15 protein-coding genes are annotated in these 19,220 nt (G+C 42.1%); 9 read left to right on the top strand and 6 right to left on the bottom strand.

Going from position 1 to position 19,220, the window contains the following annotated elements; all coding sequences use genetic code 11:
• Positions 1-22 precede the first annotated feature (22 nt).
• Both RRG12_RS16120 and RRG12_RS16115 read left to right on the top strand, forming a co-directional pair.
• Entirely contained in the window at positions 23-244 is a 222-nt protein-coding gene (locus RRG12_RS16120; protein ID WP_420759985.1) for a hypothetical protein, read from the top strand.
• Positions 222-479, top strand: a complete 258-nt coding sequence (locus RRG12_RS16115) for a hypothetical protein (protein ID WP_420759984.1) — start codon at positions 222-224, stop codon at positions 477-479. Before RRG12_RS16120 ends, RRG12_RS16115 begins: the two co-directional genes overlap by 23 nt.
• Positions 480-633: 154 nt before the next feature.
• On the opposite strand, the gene RRG12_RS16110 is transcribed toward RRG12_RS16115, so the two are convergent.
• Both RRG12_RS16110 and RRG12_RS16105 read right to left on the bottom strand, forming a co-directional pair.
• The gene (locus RRG12_RS16110; RefSeq protein WP_069069614.1) at positions 634-1,842 is read right to left on the bottom strand and encodes a 4-hydroxy-3-methylbut-2-enyl diphosphate reductase; all 1,209 of its coding nucleotides are present in this window, start codon (positions 1,840-1,842) and stop codon (positions 634-636) included.
• Between the two features lie 116 nt (positions 1,843-1,958).
• Positions 1,959-2,825 carry an SGNH/GDSL hydrolase family protein gene (locus RRG12_RS16105; protein ID WP_420759983.1) on the bottom strand — a complete coding sequence of 289 codons (867 nt, stop codon included), beginning with the start codon at positions 2,823-2,825 and terminating at the stop codon, positions 1,959-1,961.
• A 23-nt stretch (positions 2,826-2,848) separates the two neighbouring features.
• Here RRG12_RS16105 and RRG12_RS16100 point away from each other — a divergent pair, with 23 nt between their 5' ends.
• Positions 2,849-3,016, top strand: a complete 168-nt coding sequence (locus tag RRG12_RS16100; RefSeq protein ID WP_420759982.1) for a hypothetical protein — start codon at positions 2,849-2,851, stop codon at positions 3,014-3,016.
• Here RRG12_RS16100 and RRG12_RS16095 read toward each other — a convergent pair.
• Entirely contained in the window at positions 3,013-4,365 is a 1,353-nt protein-coding gene (locus tag RRG12_RS16095; protein ID WP_420760013.1) for an ammonium transporter, read from the bottom strand. The two genes, RRG12_RS16100 and RRG12_RS16095, sit on opposite strands and share 4 nt — an antisense overlap.
• Before the next feature lie 1,168 nt (positions 4,366-5,533).
• On the opposite strand from RRG12_RS16095, the gene RRG12_RS16090 reads away from it, so the two are divergent.
• Positions 5,534-10,177, top strand: a complete 4,644-nt coding sequence (locus RRG12_RS16090) for a GAF domain-containing protein (RefSeq protein WP_420759981.1) — start codon at positions 5,534-5,536, stop codon at positions 10,175-10,177.
• Between the two features lie 126 nt (positions 10,178-10,303).
• Here the strand turns inward: RRG12_RS16090 and RRG12_RS16085 are convergent, their stop codons facing one another.
• Positions 10,304-11,836, bottom strand: coding sequence for an acyl--CoA ligase (locus RRG12_RS16085; protein WP_420759980.1), 1,533 nt, complete (start codon positions 11,834-11,836; stop codon positions 10,304-10,306).
• Between the two features lie 264 nt (positions 11,837-12,100).
• On the opposite strand from RRG12_RS16085, the gene RRG12_RS16080 reads away from it, so the two are divergent.
• The 3 genes from RRG12_RS16080 to RRG12_RS16070 all read left to right on the top strand — a co-directional run bounded on the left by RRG12_RS16080 (position 12,101) and on the right by RRG12_RS16070 (position 13,005).
• The gene (locus RRG12_RS16080; RefSeq protein WP_420759979.1) at positions 12,101-12,334 is read left to right on the top strand and encodes a hypothetical protein; all 234 of its coding nucleotides are present in this window, start codon (positions 12,101-12,103) and stop codon (positions 12,332-12,334) included.
• Positions 12,335-12,412: 78 nt separating this feature from the next.
• Positions 12,413-12,682 carry a type II toxin-antitoxin system ParD family antitoxin gene (locus RRG12_RS16075; protein ID WP_420759978.1) on the top strand — a complete coding sequence of 90 codons (270 nt, stop codon included), beginning with the start codon at positions 12,413-12,415 and terminating at the stop codon, positions 12,680-12,682.
• Positions 12,682-13,005 carry a type II toxin-antitoxin system RelE/ParE family toxin gene (locus tag RRG12_RS16070; RefSeq protein WP_420759977.1) on the top strand — a complete coding sequence of 108 codons (324 nt, stop codon included), beginning with the start codon at positions 12,682-12,684 and terminating at the stop codon, positions 13,003-13,005. Before RRG12_RS16075 ends, RRG12_RS16070 begins: the two co-directional genes overlap by 1 nt.
• Positions 13,006-13,083: 78 nt before the next feature.
• Here RRG12_RS16070 and RRG12_RS16065 read toward each other — a convergent pair whose 3' ends face one another.
• Together RRG12_RS16065 and mnmA are read right to left on the bottom strand one after the other, a co-directional pair.
• Positions 13,084-14,889, bottom strand: a complete 1,806-nt coding sequence (locus tag RRG12_RS16065; RefSeq protein ID WP_420759976.1) for a hypothetical protein — start codon at positions 14,887-14,889, stop codon at positions 13,084-13,086.
• Positions 14,890-15,073: 184 nt separating this feature from the next.
• On the bottom strand, positions 15,074-16,129 hold the full coding sequence (gene mnmA, locus RRG12_RS16060; protein ID WP_420760012.1) for a tRNA 2-thiouridine(34) synthase MnmA: 1,056 nt from the start codon (positions 16,127-16,129) through the stop codon (positions 15,074-15,076).
• A 504-nt stretch (positions 16,130-16,633) separates the two neighbouring features.
• On the opposite strand from mnmA, the gene RRG12_RS16055 reads away from it, so the two are divergent.
• Complete coding sequence (locus RRG12_RS16055) at positions 16,634-17,497, top strand: hypothetical protein (RefSeq protein WP_420759975.1); 864 nt, start codon at positions 16,634-16,636, stop codon at positions 17,495-17,497.
• A gap of 88 nt (positions 17,498-17,585) precedes the next feature.
• A complete protein-coding gene (locus RRG12_RS16050) occupies positions 17,586-19,151 on the top strand; it encodes an NAD(P)H-hydrate dehydratase (protein ID WP_420759974.1) in 1,566 nt (521 codons plus the stop codon).
• Positions 19,152-19,220: the final 69 nt, after the last annotated feature.

The following is a 19,220-nucleotide window of genomic DNA, read 5'->3' as shown; positions in this document are numbered from 1 at the left end:
GTGCTGGATTGAGGATAACAGGATGAACTCACTCCCAGAAATAGAAGCTGCTATTCTGCAACTGTCTGAAGATGAAATGCGGGATTTATCAAACTGGCTTCAAGAATATCTCAATGATGCCTGGGACAGGCAAATCGAAGCAGATGCAAAATCCGGTCGATTGGATCAGTTAATCCAGCGTGCAAAGGCAGATATTCAAGCTAATCAGGTAAAACCGTTAGATGAAATCCTTAACAACCCCTGATTTTTGGCGCTCTTATGCTGCACTTTCAAATGAAGTTAAAGAGCAAGCTAGAAAGGCATATCGTCTTTGGATTAATAATCAATTTCATTCGTCTTTACATTTCAAAAAAGTAGGAAATGATTTGTGGTCAGTCAGGATTAGTGGTGGATATCGCGCACTAGCACTTAAGAAAGGCGAGGATTATTACTGGGTCTGGATTGGGTCACATGATGAGTATGAGTTGCTGATTGGATAATAATATTGCTATTTCAACCTTTACGAACTTTAAAAATAGTGAACATTCAATAGTTACTAGTCTTATCTAGTACAATGTTTAAGCTAGTTTTGAGAGTTCATAGTAAGGACTAAAGTCCTTACTATGAACTTATATACTTGATAATTGGTCACCGTTAAACCAGCGCTGCTGTTGCTTTCAAAGCAAAAATCTTCTCAATCACATCTTCTACTACCTTATCTGGCGTAGAAGCACCAGAAGTAACTCCCACAACAATTTTTCCATCTGGCAACCAGTTTTCTGTAGTTATTAACTGCCCATTTAATTGCCGATGTTCTATGGAATCTCCTGATTTAATCCGTTCAACAGTATCAATATGATAAGAAGGAATTCCCCGTTCAAAAGCAATTTGTTGCAATTGCGTAGTATTGGATGAATTAAACCCACCAATTACTACCATTAAATCTAAATTATGTTCCACTAATTCCAACATGGCATCTTGCCGTTCTTGGGTGGCGTCACAAATGGTATTGAAGCTTTGGAAATGCTGATTTAATTCTGTAGGGCCATACTTTTGCAACATAGTCCGCTCAAAAAGTTTGCCGATTTGCTCAGTTTCACCTTTAAGCATGGTAGTTTGGTTAGCAATACCAACTCTTTCTAAATCTTGATCGGGGTCAAATCCGGCTGAACAAGCTTTAGCAAATTTTGTCAGAAATTCTTCCCGGTTGCCACCATTAATAATATAGTCAGCAACATAACCTGCTTCTTGCAAATTCAACACAATTAAATACTTGCCAGCAAAAGAACTAGTAGCAACTGTTTCTTCGTGCTTATATTTACCGTGAATTATTGATGTGTAATCGATTTTTTTGTGCTTTTCTACTGTATTCCAAACTTTAGAGACCCAAGGGCAAGTTGTGTCAACAATTTTGCAGCCTTTATCGTGAAGTATCTGCATTTCTTGAACGCTTGCCCCAAAAGCCGGTAATATGACCACATCGCCAGTTCCCACAACAGAAAAGTCTTTATTCTTGCCTTCAATGGGGATAAATTCTACTTCCATCTCCTGCATTCGCTGATTTACAGAAGGGTTGTGGATAATCTCGTTAGTAATCCAGATGTGTTCTTTGGGGAAGTGCTGACGGGTTTCATAAGCCATAGCTACAGCTCGTTCTACACCCCAGCAAAAGCCAAAGGCTTGTGCTAGTCGGATTGTGACATCACCTCGTTGCAAGATGTAATTGCGATCGCGAATTTCCTGAATCAAGTTACTCTGATACTCAGATTGCAACTGGGTAGCAACTTCTGCTTGATGACCAAAACCCTTGCGATTGTAATTTTCTGAATGTTGGAGGCTGCGCTTAAAAGCTTTTGTATCCATTAGATTTGTCTACTTAAACCACTATTTCTTATTTTCTCGCGCCCAGACGCGATTTATACAAAGTTGTATTCAAAGATATTATCAAAGAGCGGGAAAGGGAAAATGATTTAATGGCTTTACCCTTTACCCTTTAACCTTTTCCCCTCTTTTTCTTGCTGGGGTTTTAATTCGATATTGCTATAAATCTGCAATGCAGAACGCCAAACTATATAGCCTTCAGGACTTAAGTGTAAGCCATCGGTAGTAAATTCGCGGCGGAGATTTCCTTGCTTGTTGGTAAACAGCGGGTATAAATCGAGATATTTGACACCTTTTTTGGTAGATATGCTTTGCAATTGCTGATTCAACTTGCGAATGCGACTATTGGCAACAGCCAGAAGTTTTTCTCGTCCTTGCCAAGTTGCTTCCTCTGCTCCATGTGGCAAAATCGATTGGACAACAATTTGCGCTGTGGGATGAGTCTTTTGCAGGTAACTGATAATTTGCCGTTGATTATCTAAAATTACCCTGTCGCTCATCCCCCGAATTAGGTCGTTAATGCCAATCATCACAAAAATCACCTCTGGCTGGGTGCGGTCAAATATCTCCAATCTTTTCAAAAGTCCATTGCTGGTTTCTCCAGAAATTCCTTGATTGAGCCAATTTTTACCTTCGGGTAATAACTCAGGGGGAAACCACAAACTCAGAGAATCTCCCGCCAGGATAGTTAAATCGGCAGGACGTTGGTCAGCGGCGACCTTGGCTTCTTGCTTAAGGATGTCTACCCACTCTTGATAACTGAGTTGGTGACGGCGACCCAAATCAGGTGTAGCAATTTGGGGTGAGTTGTTCAGGTTGATTGGTTCTGGGGATGTTACTATCCCAAAAAAAGCGGACAATCTCTGCTGTTGCCAAATTAGCAGGATGACCGCCAACATTAGGATGCCGTTGGTTAACAGCGAGAAAAATGCCCAGATAGGAAAGGTTTTAAGAGAAGTAGACACAACTAGCGAAATTTACCAATTATTTGAATCAAATTTTAACGCTAGCGATCGCAAATGACACACTCTTAGATTGGGGATTGGGGACTGGGGATTGGGGATTGGGGAAGCAAACAGAAAGTTCTTTCCTCCTAACTCAGCACTCAGCACGGGCTAAACGCCCCGCTACCGCTAACAGCACTCACCACTCCTAAGTGGGACGATCGCCAAACTCGGAGTTGTAACCTTCTTCACCATGTTCGTTGATATCTAAACCTTGCAATTCAGCTTCCTCTTTGACTCGTAGCCCGACTGTAGCATCGATAACCTTGAGAATAATCCACGTACCAACACCGGCGATCGCGTAAGCAATGGCAATTGCTACTAGTTCAACTCCCAATTCACCAAAATTACCGCGCAACACTCCGTCTTTACCTCCTCCATTGACTTGAGTAGTGGCAAAGACTGCTGTTAAAATTGCTCCCACTGTACCACCAATACCATGCACAGGAAAGGTATCTAAAGCATCGTCAATTTGTAGCTTGTGCTTGAAACTGATTGCATAGAAGCAAACAAAGGCGGTGATGAAACCAATTAAAATCGCTGATAGTGGTGTGACAAATCCGGCGGCGGGAGTGATACCCACCAATCCAGCAACGGCTCCTGTAGCTGCTCCTACGGCGGTTGGTTTACCCCGTAAAACACTCTCCAAAATCAGCCACATTAATGCACCAGCTGCCGCAGATGTATTCGTAGAGACGAAGGCTGTTGTTGCCACATTTGTTACTAAGTTACCAGAGGTTCCACTAGCAAGAGTTAAAGCACTCCCAGCGTTGAAGCCGAACCAACCAAACCACAATAAGCCAGCACCCAGTAAAATAAACGGAACGTTGTGCGGTGGGCTAAGACGATCAGGATGGGTTTTCCGAGGCCCAAGGACGATCGCTGCTACCAGGGCTGAAACGCCTGAACTAATGTGAACTACTGTACCACCGGCAAAATCGAGGGCACCCAAGCCACCATACAAACCTAGAAATCCACCTTTAGCCCATACCATGTGGTCTAGAGGGGCGTAAATAAAAGTTGACCACAATACCACAAACAGACAATAAGCGCGGAAACTCATCCGTTCTGCGATCGCCCCAGAAATTAAGGCTGGGGTGATAATGGCAAACATGGCTTGGTAGATCATGAATGCCTGGTGAGGTATCGTTCCAGCATAAGAAAGAACCTCCGGGGGATTTGACCCTTTGAGATAATCGGTTATCTCTAAGCCGACACCATTCAATCCCAGCCATTGCAATCCACCGATAAACGGTAAACCTGGTGCAAAGGAAAGACTATAGCCCCAGAGAATCCAGCTAACTCCCACGATCGCCATCAACACAAAGCTCATCATCAATGTGTTTAGGATGTTGCGCGATCGCACAAATCCACCATAGAAAAATGCTAATCCTGGTGTCATTAGCAGCACAAGGGCTGCTGAAATCAGCATAAATGCCGTATCTCCAGTATCAGCAGCAGGTGGAGTAGCGGCTGGTGTTTGGGCAAAAGCATTGCCCATTAGCGGTACTCCCAAAAACAGTAGGGTGATAGCCCCAATCATCACAACTTTTTTCAACACTTGTTTTTTTTCCTAAGCACCAATGATTTGTATCCTTAACTACATTTGATTACTTTTAGTTACACATTTTTGTCTTGAAAGTTACTTAACGTTAATTTTCTGGAAATGTTAACAAAAATATAATCCAGGTCGTAGTTGCCAAGATTTAAAAAAGGGTATGAATATGCAATAGTTGCATGTTTATTTTTCGAAGAATAGCATTTTATTCAACCGACACAAAGTCCCAAATTTTTAGTTACCTACTGTTACAAAGCAAAATACTTTTTAATTCTGACAATTAGGGTAAATTACCAGACAATTTGACCAAATATTTCATGATTTATCTTGATATCTCCTGCAAAACGCATAAATATCTACATGACTGCTTCTCAGCACATATTTGGGTCTGAATCATAAGGCTTATAGCACGGCTTTAAAGTAATGAGTAAGGAGTAATGAGTTTCATAGTGAATGAAAAATGAGTATTTACTCATTACTTATTACTTATTACTCATTACTCCTTCTTAAGAGCGCCTTTAGGTCGGTGAGGATGTCAACGTTTGGTCGCTAAAAAACTTTTGCAATTTTGGGTGAGGTTATTATCTGTTTAAAAGGGAATACTTTGAAGAAGAATTCAGAAGTCAGAATTCAGGAGTCAGAATTCAGGAGTCAGAATTCAGGAGTCAGAATAAAGACGCGACGCTCGTTCGCGTAGCGTGTCGTAGACAAGACTCGCTTTCCGCAACGCTTACAGTTGGGGATTCAGATCGGCGCAGGAATTGTTGCACCACCAACTTGAAAATTTGGTGGGGGTGCAAAAACGCCGATTATTCAGACGCGACTCGAAAATACTCGCTTGCCGCCGATTTCAAAGAAACCAGGGCAGAAAAAATACAGTAGAGACTTGATCCTTTGAACGATTATTTCACAAAGTCGAACTCAGTGAAATTACGCTAACGCTTTTAACTAAACTATTGTCATTAATTAAAGTAAGTTTGTTGAATTGGGCATTGGGAATTGGGAATTGGGCATTGGGCATTGGGCATTGGGCATTGGTTATTATCCTGCTCCCCTGCTCCCCTGCTTCCCTGCTCCCCTACCTCTCCCAAAATGTAGATAAGGCTTAAGGATGAAAGCACCATTACCTGATAACGAAGCACAGAGAATTGAGATACTTTTGCAGTATAAGATTCTCGATACGCCACCTGAAGCTGCATTTGACGACCTCACCCGTCTAGCTTCGTATATTTGTCAGACTCCTATCGCCTTAATTAGCTTAATTGATACAAACCGTCAGTGGTTTAAGTCAAAAGTCGGAATGGAAGCCCTAGAAACACACCGAGATTTAGCATTCTGTGCCCATGCTATTCTCCAGCCTGATGTTTTGGTTGTACCAGATGCAACAGATGACGAACGGTTCGCTACAAACCCACTGGTAACATCTGACCCAAATATTCGGTTTTATGCTGGTGTCCCTTTGACTAATCCAGAAGGATATCCGCTAGGAACTCTCTGTGTAATTGACTACGTACCACGAGAACTTAATCCAGAACAACTGGAGGCATTACGAACATTAGGCCGTCAAGTAATTAAGCAACTGGAATTGCGCCGAAATTTAGCAAGTTTACTACTTGTTAGCAAGAAAGACAAACAATCACAGAGGGTACGCAAGCAATTTTTCCAAAAGATTGCAGCAGGTTTTGCTTTAGCGTCGGCAATTTTAGTTGTGATTGGCGTGGTTTCTTATCAAAATACAAGAGTATCTACTAATAATCGCAGTATCGTCAAAAATACTTATCAAAAACTCGACAGCCTAGAAGAACTACTGTCTTACATCAAGGATGCTGAGACTAGACAAAGTGGTTACATCGTGACTGGAAAACAAATTTATCTCAAACCTTATCAAGCAGCACTAGCTAACGTTGATCAAGAAATTGCCAAACTGAAGAGTTTAACGGCAGATCAACCAGAAGAACAAAAGCAGATTGCAACGCTTGAATCTCTGATAACGGCTAAACTTACTGAACTAAAACAGATTATTGACTTGCGCCAGAACGAGGGATTAGAGGCAGCGTTGCAAGTACTACTAAGAAATAATGAACAAAATCTGATGGGTGATATCCGTAAGACGATTAATGAGATAGAAAATCAGGAAAGGGGACGACTTCAACAGCAGTCACAAGCAAAAAAAATTAGGCGTCGCAACACAATTTTTGCACTTGCGATCGCGATCAGTCTAAGTTTTATCATTCTTGCTGTAGTCTACTACTTCATCTATCGTGAGGTGATTGAGCGGAAAAGGACAGAAGAAACCTTAAATCAAGAACGCAACTTTATCTCAGCAGTCCTTGATACAGCCAGCGCGTTGGTAACAGTTCTCGATTCTCAAGGGAAAATCGTTCGTTTCAATCAAGCTTGTGAGCAAATAACGGGTTACTCTTTCGATGAGGTGAGGGATAGGTATTTCTGGAACGTGTTCTTACTTCCTGAAGAAGTGGAGTCAGCCAAAGCAGTTTTTGAGCAATTGCTAACTGGTACAGGCTTTCTAGAGAACGAAAACCATTGGGTAATGAAGGATGGTAGTCGCCGACTGATTGCCTGGTCAAATACCTTCTTAAAAGACTATGAAGGATCAGTAGAATACATTGTTGGTACTGGCACTGACATTACCGATCGCAAACGTGCACAAAAGCATTTAACTGCACAATATGCTGCAACCCGCGTTTTAGCCGAATCTGCCACCATCAGCGAAGCTACTCGCCAAATCTTGCAAGGGATTTGTGAGAGTTTGGCATGGGATTTGGGTGAAATTTGGATGGTAGACCAACAAGCAAATGTACTGCGTTTGCTCGATATATGGTGTAAAGCATCCCTTGAGATGCAAGAGTTTGAAGCATTAAAGTGGCAAACTACCTTTGCGACAGGAATTGGATTACCTGGTCAGGTTTGGGCTAGTTCTGAACCTGTTTGGATCGCTGATATTGTTAAAGATATTAATTTCTCTAACTTCAAAATTGCAGGACTACACGCAGCTTTTGGTTTTCCAATCCGCAGCGGTAACAAAATCCTTGGTGTCATTACCTGCTTCAACCGTGAAATCCAGCCGCTTGACGAAGATTTGGTAAAAACCATGAATTCGATTGGTGAGCAAGTAGGGCAATTTATCCAGCGGAAACAGGCTGAAGAAGAAATACAACGGCAAAACTTGCGATCGCAATTATTTACCGAAATCACCCTCAAGATTCGCCAATCATTACAAATCGAAGAAATTCTCCAAATCACTGTCGAGGAAGTACAAAAGATTCTTCAGACAGACCGAGTTTTGATCTATCAGCTTTTGCCAGACGAGTCTGCAACCACCGTTATAGAAGCAGTAGTTTCTGGCTTACCAGCAATCAAAGAGCAAAGCATCACCCCTCCCTACTTCCAAGCGGAGTATCTACAACAATACTATCTACAACAGTACCGTCAAGGAAGGGTTTTAGGATTGGCTAACTTGGATCTGTTAGAAGTTGAACAAAGCCATCTAGAATTAATGCAACAATTTGGGGTCAAAGTCAATTTGGTTGTGCCCATTCTTGTCAAAGAAGAAGTTTGCGGTTTGCTTATAGTTCATCAGTGTGACGATTCCCACCATTGGTCTAGCTTTGAAACTCATCTCTTGCGGCAAATAGCCGACCAAGTAGGTATTGCCTTAGCGCAAGCCCAACTATTAGCAGCAGAAACTCGTCAGCGACAAGAACTTGAAATTGCCCGTCGCCAAGCCGAATTAGCTTCTCAGACGAAAAGTGCCTTTTTGGCAAATATCAGTCATGAAATTCGCACTCCAATGAACGCTGTATTGGGAATGACCAGTTTAGTTTTAGATACTCCCTTAGATGCAGAACAGCGAGATTTTATTGAAACAATTCGGAGTAGTGGAGATGCTCTTTTAAGTTTAATCAACGAGATTTTGGATCTTTCCAAACTTGAAGCTGGAGAAATGGCTCTCGAAACTCTAGATTTTGACCTATCCACTTGTATAGAAGAAGTGGTGGAATTATTGGCCCCTTCAGCCCATAACAAGGGATTAGAAATTGCCGCCATGATTGAGCATAACGTCCCCACCCACCTCCAAGGAGATGCTGGTAGACTGCGGCAAATTCTCATGAACTTAATCAGTAACGCGATCAAGTTCACCAGCACTGGCGAAGTATTAGTACAAGCCGAATTGCGTGCGCTTTCTCCCACTACAGCCACAATCCATTTTGCCATCACAGATACAGGTCTTGGCGTTAGCCCTGAAGACCAACGCAAACTCTTTATGCCCTTTACCCAAGTGGATGCTTCTACCACTCGCAAGTATGGTGGTACTGGTTTGGGATTAGCCATCTGTAAACAACTTGTAACCTTGATGGGAGGAGTGATTGGGGTAGAAAGTCAGGTAGGAAAAGGATCTAAGTTTTGGTTTGAGGTGCTTTTTACCAAGCAAATTGAGCCTGTTTTGCCAAAATGCGATGGCTGTGCCAACGGACTTTTGCACAATCGCCGCTTGTTAATAGTAGATAACAACGCTACTAATTGCAAAATTATCCGCCATCAAGCTACTTATTGGGGAATGCAGGTAGATCAAGCTGACAGTATTGCTGCGGCTCTCAAAGTTATTCAGAAAGCTTACGAGCAAGGGAAATCATATCATGTTGCCTTGATTGGTATGCAAATACCTCAAACAAATGGCATGACAATAGAAGAACAAATTCAAGCCAATTCGGCAATTGCTGAGATCCCTTTGATTATGCTTGCCTCTACTAATCAACGGAAGGAAGTGCAGCAGGCACTAAATATTGGATTTGCTGCTTATTTGGTCAAACCCATTAAGCCATCACGACTCCTCAACACCATCATCACTATTTTAGAAACTCAGCCGGAATCAGGGCTAGAGGCTACTGAAGAAATCCAGAGTACAGAGACTTCAGCTGTTCTTACTTCCTCTTCCTCTAACGCCGCTACTAAATCCAAGTTAAGAATTCTCTTAGCTGAAGATAATTTGGTGAATCAAAAAGTAGCCTTGAAACAACTCGATAGTTTGGGCTATAAAGCCGATGTTGTTGCTAATGGAAAGGAAGTTTTGCAGCAATTAGAAAAAATTCCTTACGATTTGATTTTAATGGATTGCCAAATGCCAATTCTTGATGGTTTAGAAACCACAAAAGAAATTCATCGTTGGCAAAAGGGCGACTTTGCCTTGCGTCGTCGTCCGGTAGTGATTGCGATGACGGCCAATGCGATGAAAGAAGACGAACAAATGTGTCTCAATGCAGGTATGGATGACTATTTGAGTAAGCCAGTATTTAAAGATCAATTGGCTGCGACCTTAGAGCATTGGACAGGTGTGATCAGTTCACAACAAGAGGCAGTTGTGTATGAACAGACAGTTTCCACTGACCTAGTAATTGATTGGGAACACTTGCATCAGATATCGGGAAATGATCAAGAATTTGAATTAAATCTATTGCAAATATGCGTTGAAGATATTAAACCCCGTTTAGAGATCATTAAAGTTGCGATCGCATCTCATAACTTTGGGCAAATAGTGCGAGAAGCTCATCACCTTAAAGGTGCTAGTGCCAATATTGGAGCCACAGCAATGTATATAGCCGCTGACAAACTAGAACAGCTAGCTGACTATCAAGAGCTTAGAGGCACTACTAACTTAGTCTCAGAATTAGAAGAATTTGTCAACTGCATTCAAGAATTTTTAATCAAAAACAACGTTTTCACAATTCAAAATTGAACTGGGGATTGGGGATTGGGGACTGGGGATTGGGGACTGGGGACTGGGAATCAATTCTTTCTTCTCTTTCTTCTCTTACTTTGCGTTCATCTCCCCCTGCTCCCCTGCCTCCCCACTCCCCACTCCCTACTCCCCGATATTCAGCAATTTTGCCATAGCCAACCGTTGCAGTTTCCCAGTAGCACCACGAGGTAGTTGATCCAAAATGTGAACTTGCTTAGGAACTTTGAAGTCTGCCAGCATAGTTGAACAGTGAGCTAAAAGTTCTTTTTCGCCAACCTCTGCTTTCAAAACTACAGCGGCGTGGATATCTTCTCCTAAAGATTTGTGGGGGACAGCAAAGGCCAAAGCTTCGGCGACGGCGGGATGGCGCAGCAAGACATCATCCACTTCTAAGGGAGAAATTTTTTCCCCACCCCGGTTAATCAATTCTTTAATGCGTCCAGTCAAGCGGAGGTAGCCTTCTGCATCCAGAGTAGCCTGATCACCTGTGCGGAACCAACCATTTACAAAAGCTGTGGCGTTAGCTTCCGGGTTGTTTTCGTAGCCATCTATAACATTGGGCGCTTTTACCACCACCTCGCCCAAGCTTCCCTGAGATAATAGGTTGCCTTCGGAGTCCATAATACCCACTTCTACACCAAAGCCATAACCTACAGTTCCTAGTTTCCGCACTTTTGGTGGTAGGGGATTGGTAGTCATTAAGTGAGATGCTTCAGTCATGCTGTAAGCTTCCACCACCGGAGCATTAAGAGTTGCCTCTAGCTGTTCAATGATAATCGGGGGCAAGGAAGCGCTACTAGAGCGAATAAAACGAAAGCGGTTAGCTTTGACAATTTCTGTGTTGCGGCTAGCGCGGGCCAAAATGGTCTGGTGCATAGTTGGCGCTGCGGAATACCAGGTAGGTTTATAGGTATCTACCAGTTTCCAAAACTCCAGGGCATTAAAACCATTGGGACAAATTAGTGTGCCGCCTGATGCCAGAGTTGCTAGTAAACAGCCCACCAATCCGTGAACATGGAACAGGGGCATTAGACAAAGTGTAGTGTCATCTGCTGTGAGTGAGTAAGCACCAATGAGGTTGTGGGCTGAAGCGATTAAGTTGCGATGACGAATTGGCACACGCTTGGGACGACTGGTGGTACCGCTAGTGTGGAGAATCATTGCTATATCATTGTCCCCAACCAAATTTTCCCAGTCCCCATTGCCCCTAATCCCCAGAGGGGGCCCCGAGTTCCCCAATCCCCAATCCCCAGTCCCCAGTTCAAAGCTTAATGTGCCATCAGTGTTTACCTTGGCATTAATCAGCATCATGTCGGGTGTGACAGCGGCAATGGCTGCTTCTGGATCTTCAGACAATGTAATCAGTGCTTTTGCCTGAGTATCTTCGTAGTAAAAGGCAAATTCATCTTGCTTGTATTTGGGATTTAGGGGTGCAGCAGTGCCACACAGAGAGGCAGCCAAAAAGGTAATAGCCATTGGTGAACCATTAGTCATAGCAATGGCTATGCGTTCACCCCGTTTCAATCCAAAGCTGTTGAGTTGGGATACTAGTCCAACAACATTCTCGCGCAATTGCTTATAAGTTAGCGATCGCCCCCCAGGCGTAACAAGAGCTAGATGATCGTCTTCCCCTGCTAAAAGCTCAAATAAGTTCATTAGTTTTTCCGGCCTGTCAACAGATGACTGATTGACCTGGATTTCTCACAAGTGAGAAATCCAGGTCGTGGGGAGGGTGGGAAGAATGAGGAGGAATTCAGAATGGGCGCTTATCCTGAGCGCAAAGTGCAACGCAGCGCCTCCCACACTCCCCACCCTTTTTACACCCCCCACCCTATGAGTGAGAAATTCGGGATTGACATCCTTACTATACTATGGCTAAAGCTACAGTAAGGATGTTAATCAAACAAGTTTAATGCTTAAATGACCCCGTTGCGATCGCTAAGGATTTATTTACTCAGCAACGGACATTACATCGAATCTGATCACAGTCCTAACTTTCCAAATATCCCTTTAACTCAAATTATTGCCGCTACAGTTAAACGAGCTTGGCAACTAGAAATTGTACAGGCTTTGGAAGAGTTTGAAGGGGCAATAAAAGTAGTTTTTGATAGAGAGTACGTAAGCGTAGATCGCCGCAGGTATAGCTTTTGCTAATTGATCCTTGCATGGCAATAAATGGCATAAACTGCCATAAAATAATATTATGAAGGAAAAATTAGGGAAGTAGTACCAGTGAAAAGTATAAATATATCTCTCCCTGACGCGATGCGGACTTATATAGAAGAGAAAGTGGCAACTGGTGGTTACAGCAGTGTCAGTGAATATTTTCGTGAGTTGGTGCGCCAAGACCAAAAGCGTCAAGCGGCTGAACGTCTGGAAACGATGCTTTTAGAAGGTCTAAATTCTGGCAATGCAACTGAGATGACTCCTGACGATTGGGAAGACATCCGCCAAGCTGTGCGGCAAAGAATCGCCAAGCATAAAGGGTCAAACCAAGGTTAATGAGCGACGTAAGCAAACGACCGCAAGTCATCTGCGATTTGATAGAATTAGCGACTTATATTGCAGAAGATAACTTGGAAGCTTCAGATAGGTTTCTTGCAGCAGCAGAAACAACTTTCAAACAACTGGGTAAAATGCCAGGAATGGGAAAATCTTGTGAATTCTCTCATCCCAATTTAGCTGGTGTTCGACAGCAAGCAATAAAAGGATTTAAAAATTATCTTGTTTTTTATCTTCCTTCGGATTATGGTGTAGAGATTCTGAGAGTCATTTATGGCGGACGAGATATTGAAACAATCTTGGATGAAGATTTAGCAGAGTAATGACTTGGAATAATAATTACGAGTATTTAATGCCCCACTTTTAGGATAAGCGATCGCTGTTCTAGAACTATGATTTACTTAAAACTCGGTTATTTGATAAGAGTCAATGAAATTTTTAAGTCTGTCAATGTCAACGTCTTTAAACTTAAATTTTTTATTAAGCTCTTCTCGGAAAGATAACCAATAGTACGGTATAGTCCCACTGATGTCTACAGACTTTTTTAATAGTAAACAAAATCTACCAGGGCAATGGCGAGAGCCATATATTTGATTATTTTTACAAAAAGCTTCTAAAACTTGTTCCCACTCTATTATACTAAGATGTTCGGCAATTTTAATTATGAGGTCAGTGTTAGAAATTGCATTTACATAAGAATAAGAATTTATAAATTTAGAAACTATAATCGGTATATTTTCTTTTAAAAGACTATGAAATGAATCATCAGAAAATTCATCCCAATATTCCGATTGCTCAATTATTTCATCAAAAGATAATTTACTAATAAGCTTGCTCACGCGATCATCAAATAATTTAGTCAATTCCTCATTTGGTACATTTAATACTTGGTATTTTCTTCTAGCTTCAAGTAATTCATCCAAAGGAGCATCATTGATTTCATTTTTTAACCAAGGCTCAATCAAGTGATTTAATAATTCATCTTCATACCTTGACATTATTAAAACTAGTTTTTCGAGAGAAGCTTCTTTTATCTGCTCTCGTAGATAAGGCTCGATTAGGTCATTTAGTGTTTCATCTGCTTCTAATCTTATTAAAATAAGTTCATTTAAATTTGCTTGTGGAACTGCTCCTCTAAAAAGATCATTCATTACTACTTTTGTAAAATTTTGATCTTCACAAAGCTCTCTTATAGTTAATAAATCTTTGAAAGGAAGGGTTTGAAGTTTATTAATTACAGATTCTTTTAGAAAAGACATATAGGATGCTTTTACTAAAATATTTATCATTTTAGGCAAAAAACGTTTATTGAATGTTGAAACTTCATGAAATACTTCAATTTTTTCAATAAAGTATTTTGCTTTTATCTGACATGGTTCGCTCAATACATCCCAACCTTTAATACTTCCAAGATATATTATTACCTTATCCCAATTTGCATCATTGACCTTATTAATAATAATGTTTGATAGGGCATTATCTAAAATATCTACTATTTCTTTGGGATATATTTTATATATAGCATTTAATGCAGAAAACTGACGTAATCTTTCATCTTCGGGAAGATTTTCTGTCAATAAACTTACAGTTAAGCCTAGTACTATATCTTTAATCAAGATAAAACGTGCACGAGCAAGTGGACTTTTTTGAAAGTATTGTGCTGCTAATTCCGGGTCTGTTGGAAAATAATCAGATTTAATATCTTGAAAAATTCTTTCACGAGCAGAGCGACCTTGAACAGGCGGGCGTTGCAATAGATGCATTACGGCACTTCTCAAGTGGTAGCGTGCTAGTTCTGCTGTTCCCTCAAATGGTTCTTCTAAAGATGTCATTGATGGATGAGCACATCGACTTCTATCCTCAAATAATCTTTCTATATCTGACTTTTCTACAGATGAAATAAGCTCAAATTTTGTAAGAGCTAAATCTGGAATACTTGACTCAAATTGCCACAAATCTCTCACTTTTGATGCTGAACTTATATTTTCAAATTGCTTTAATAGGCTAGATGCTTCACCATTTCCTAGAAGATCAAGTTCTCTTAGTTTGTGAAGAAAATCAAATACGACTGCATTCCATGTAGCAACTATGCAAGAGCGAAATGCCCCAGCCCTATAACAAGCAACAGCCTCTTGAATAAATTTTTTAGCTTGTTTATCTCTACAGCGTACTATCAGTTCATCAAGGTCAATAAAAGTTTCATACATAGATTTTTAATCTGTGGAAAACTTAAAATGTGAAAATATTAATAGTAAAGTCTATGAGTACCAAATATTAGGTTGAGTTGACTTCAATAAATCCAAAAATTAGCATTTCTATTAGAAATAAAATATCCCTCCTCGCTTACACGGAGAGGGGAGGTTTTGGTTACTAACGAAACCGGGGTTGGGTTCAACTAAACTGTTCAATTATTCCACCACCTAATACTTTATCGCCGTCGTACCATACCGCCGCTTGTCCGGGGGTGATGCTGATTTGGGGTTCATCAAACACCAAACGCACACGAGAGTTTTCCAACGGAATCACTGTCACTGGTGTAGCTGTTGAACGATAGCGAATTTGCACTTGGGCATGAATTGGGGTGGATGGTTCAGCAATAGAAACCCAATTTACCCGATTTACAGTGCATTCTGGTTGAGTTACCTTGGTGCGATCGCCTACTACTACTTTATTATTTTCCGCATCTAATTCAATCACATACAACGGTTCGGCAGCAGCAATACCCAAGCCTTTGCGCTGGCCAATGGTGTAGTGATGGACACCATCATGCTGTCCCAAAATTTTGCCTGTGGTATCTACAATATCGCCTGTTTTGGGAGCTAAATATTTATCCAAAAATGCCCGCATGGAACCGTTACTTTCCACTAAGCACAAGTCTTGACTTTCTGGCTTATCAGCAGTTTTCAGTCCGTATTCAGTTGCAATGCGGCGCGTCTCAGTTTTTTCTAGTTCACCCAGAGGAAATATAGTTGCTGCAAGTAAATCTTGAGACAAATCATAAAGAAAGTATGACTGGTCTTTGTTACGGTCAACAGCCCTTAATAACTGGTAACGTCCAGTTGCTTCGTCATAGCTAATTCGGGCATAATGACCAGTGGCAATGCGATCGCATCCCAATTCTTCACGAGCATACTGCACCATTGGCCCAAACTTCACTGTTTTATTGCACTGGGAGCAAGGCAAAGGTGTGATCCCAGCACTGTAACCAGTCACCAAATAATCGACAATATGCGTCTGAAAGAGATCCCGAATATCCACAACCTGATGAGGAACGCCCAATTGTTCACAGAGATCAGCCGCGTCGATCATACCTTCAGAGCAACATTGACCTTTGCCTTTCATTAGCCAAAGAGTCAAACCAATCACTTCATAGCCCTGATGGTGCAGGATAGCTGCGGCGGTGGAACTGTCAACGCCACCAGAAAGACCAACGACGACTTTTTTCATACAAAGCACGACACGATAGCTGCGTGGTTGTCCAATTGTAGCACACACTCTTCAAAGCCTTGCTACCAAAGCACTTCGGTTTTTAAGCCGTGGGTTTCCCCTGTTCCCTGTTCCCTATTCCCTCTGAAAGATGTATTCTTTGCCACGCAGATGAGCTAATTTTACGTTAACGCTATATAGTTGCTACAACGGTGAACTGATTAGTTCCTGATGGAAATTGCCTAAAAATACTTTGACTACTTTCTAACTACTATGTCGAGAGAAATACCAAGTCAATTTATCCCATTTCAGATGCTACGCCGAAGTTCTGAGGGTTGGAAGCCCACGATCAGACTTCTTTCCTTATTAGTTCTACGGTGTACACATAAGTCTGAAACAGTTCACTCATCTGAGTTTAAGCGTAAGTTTTACCCCTCCCTAACCCTCCCCTTGGAAAGGGGAGGGAACTGTATTTTTAGTTTCCCCCCTTTCCAAGGGGGGATTAAGGGGGGTAGTTCGACTTGGGTGTACACCGTAGCCTTATTAGTGGGAGGATGGTTAGTGCTGATTCCCGATTTGACCCCAGCACAAGCACAAATCCACAACAGCAACGTCTTACTGGCTCAAGAATTTGGTGAAACTTTACCGCCACCGCCAGTAATTCCCTTTGGTGAACAGCCATCACCGCAGTTACAACCAGTGCAGGAGTATCAATTTGAGCAGGATTTCCAGCCCTCTCAACCAGTACAAAACAATCAGTTGGAGCAGAATTTCCAGCCCTCCCAACCATTACAAAACAATCAATTTGACCCGAACTTTCAGCCCTCTCAACCTGAACAGTTTAGTCAATATAACGAAAACTTTGAGCGCTACTTAGTTTACGTAGATGGTAGTGATTTCCAGACGCTACAAGAAATACGTCGGATTGAACCCACTGCTTATATTCGCCAGTATCAGGGAAGGAATGTAATTCAGGCAGGTGTTTTTAACAGAGTATCTAACGCCCAACAACGAGTGGGTGAGCTACAGTCACGAGGGATATATAGCGCCCGGATTATTAGCTTTGCTAACGGACAGGAAATAAATGCAGGTAATAGAGGTTTTGTAGGCGATCGCAATCCTATAAGTTCTAATAGGCCAGTCTCTAGATATTATGTCGCTATTCCTGCCACTCCAGAACAGTTACCTGCGATCGCAGCACAAATTAGGCAGAATCTAGCCCGATTTAGCCAGGATTTAGGCCGATCTGGCGGAGTCCTCGAAAGGACGCAACCACGAGGCCCACACGTAGCAATAGGGCCTTTCTCTGATCGATTCCAAGCTGAGGAATGGAATAAATTTCTGCGAAATACAGGATATCGGAATGCTAGGGTTTACTACGGAAAGTGAATAAGTGCTGAGTGTTGAGTGCTGAGTTAAGAGTTAAAAGTTAAGAGTGAGAAATTAATACGAACTTGATAACTTAAGCTCAGAAGTCATGACTCAGCACTCAGCACTGATAGAAGATAGGCAAGAACAAATTTCACAAGTAATAGTGACTGCTGGGCAGATGCGCGATATTGAAAAGCGGATCTTTGCAGCAGGAATGCCTGTAGTCGCTTTGATGGAAAAGGTGGCGGGATTAATTGCCCGTCGGATTCCAGAGGTTATTTCAAATTTAAGGGGATCTCGTGTCGGAATTCTTGTCGGCCCCGGTCATAATGGTGGCGATGCTTTAGTAGTAGCCCGTGAATTATACTTTCGCGGGCATGAGATTTGGATTTATTCTCCTTTCTCTAAGCTCAAAGAATTAACTTCGCAGCACTTGCAATATGCCCAGAGTTTGGGCATTCCAATTTATCAAACAATTGAGCAATTACCACATTCTGATTTGTTGATTGATGGCTTGTTTGGGTTTGGTTTAGAAAGAAACCTGACTGATCCCATCGCTTCTGCAATTAATCAGCTAAATGAATTGTCTGTGCCGATTTATAGCATCGATTTACCTTCGGGTTTACACACCGACACGGGCGAAGTATTGGGAACTGCCATTCGCGCCACTCACACATTTTGCTTGGGTTTATGGAAACTAGCTTTCTTCCAAGATCAGGCATTGGAATATATCGGGAAAGCTGAGTTAATCGATTTTGATATTCCTTTAGCTGATGTAGAAGCTGTTCTGAAAAATGCACCCAAGATTAAACGTATTACACCAGCAACAGCACTTGCTACTTTACCCCTACCCCGTCCACCAGTCACGCACAAATATAAGGAAGGACATTTACTGTTGATTTGCGGTTCGCGGCGCTATGCAGGTGGGGCAATTTTAACTGGTTTGGGTGCTAGGGCTAGTGGTGTGGGAATGCTTTCCATTGCCGTACCGGAATCGCTGAAATCTCTTTTGGTATCACACTTGCCAGAAGCGCTAATTGTCGGTTGTCCAGAGACGGAAACCGGAGCTATCGCTCAATTGCAATTGCCAGAAAACACCAATCTGAGTTCCTTTAATGCGATCGCTTGTGGCCCCGGTTTAACACGAGATGCTACTCCCATTGTGCAAGAAATCATAAAAAGCGAACGCCCTTTAATTCTCGATGCCGATGGTTTAAATATCCTGGCACAAATGGGAGCGATCGCCACATTAAAAAAACGTCAAGCAGTAACCGTACTCACACCCCACACTGGCGAATTTGAACGATTGTTTCCTGATGTCACTGATGCCAAACATGACAGGGTGAAAGCAGTACAAGAAGCTGCCGCGCAAAGTGGGGCGGTGGTGTTGTTGAAAGGGGCGAGAACTGCGATCGCCAACCCTCAAGGTGACGTTTGGATTGTTCCTGAAAGCACACCCGCCTTGGCGCGTGGCGGTAGCGGTGACGTGTTAACTGGGCTACTGGGTGGATTGTTAGCGCAAGCCGCAACTAAACAGATTCCCATAGAAAATATTGTCGCAACTGCTGCTTGGTGGCATTCGCAAGCAGGTATAATAGCCGCCCAAGAGCGTACCGAATTGGGTGTAGATGCGTTTACATTGACACAATATTTGATGAAAGCCCTAACTTAGTCAAATCCCTCGTTCCCAGTCTCCGACTGGGAATGCCATCCTAGAGGCTCCGCCTCCAATTAAATAAAA

Source organism: Nostoc sp. CALU 546 (assembly GCF_048836525.1).
This window is presented reverse-complemented; position numbering and strand designations above follow the sequence as displayed.

Bases quoted from the DNA above. Each gene is read 5' to 3' on its own strand.
- RRG12_RS16090 (WP_420759981.1), top strand. From the start codon at position 5,534: ATGAAAGCACCATTACCTGATAACGAAGCACAGAGAATTGAGATACTT.
- RRG12_RS16095 (WP_420760013.1), bottom strand. From the start codon at position 4,365: ATGGGCAATGCTTTTGCCCAAACACCAGCCGCTACTCCACCTGCTGCT.
- RRG12_RS16050 (WP_420759974.1), top strand. From the start codon at position 17,586: ATGACTCAGCACTCAGCACTGATAGAAGATAGGCAAGAACAAATTTCA.
- RRG12_RS16110 (WP_069069614.1), bottom strand. From the start codon at position 1,842: ATGGATACAAAAGCTTTTAAGCGCAGCCTCCAACATTCAGAAAATTAC.
- RRG12_RS16115 (WP_420759984.1), top strand. From the start codon at position 222: ATGAAATCCTTAACAACCCCTGATTTTTGGCGCTCTTATGCTGCACTT.
- RRG12_RS16065 (WP_420759976.1), bottom strand. From the start codon at position 14,889: ATGTATGAAACTTTTATTGACCTTGATGAACTGATAGTACGCTGTAGA.
- RRG12_RS16070 (WP_420759977.1), top strand. From the start codon at position 12,682: ATGAGCGACGTAAGCAAACGACCGCAAGTCATCTGCGATTTGATAGAA.
- RRG12_RS16085 (WP_420759980.1), bottom strand. From the start codon at position 11,836: ATGAACTTATTTGAGCTTTTAGCAGGGGAAGACGATCATCTAGCTCTT.
- mnmA (WP_420760012.1), bottom strand. From the start codon at position 16,129: ATGAAAAAAGTCGTCGTTGGTCTTTCTGGTGGCGTTGACAGTTCCACC.
- RRG12_RS16120 (WP_420759985.1), top strand. From the start codon at position 23: ATGAACTCACTCCCAGAAATAGAAGCTGCTATTCTGCAACTGTCTGAA.
- RRG12_RS16080 (WP_420759979.1), top strand. From the start codon at position 12,101: ATGACCCCGTTGCGATCGCTAAGGATTTATTTACTCAGCAACGGACAT.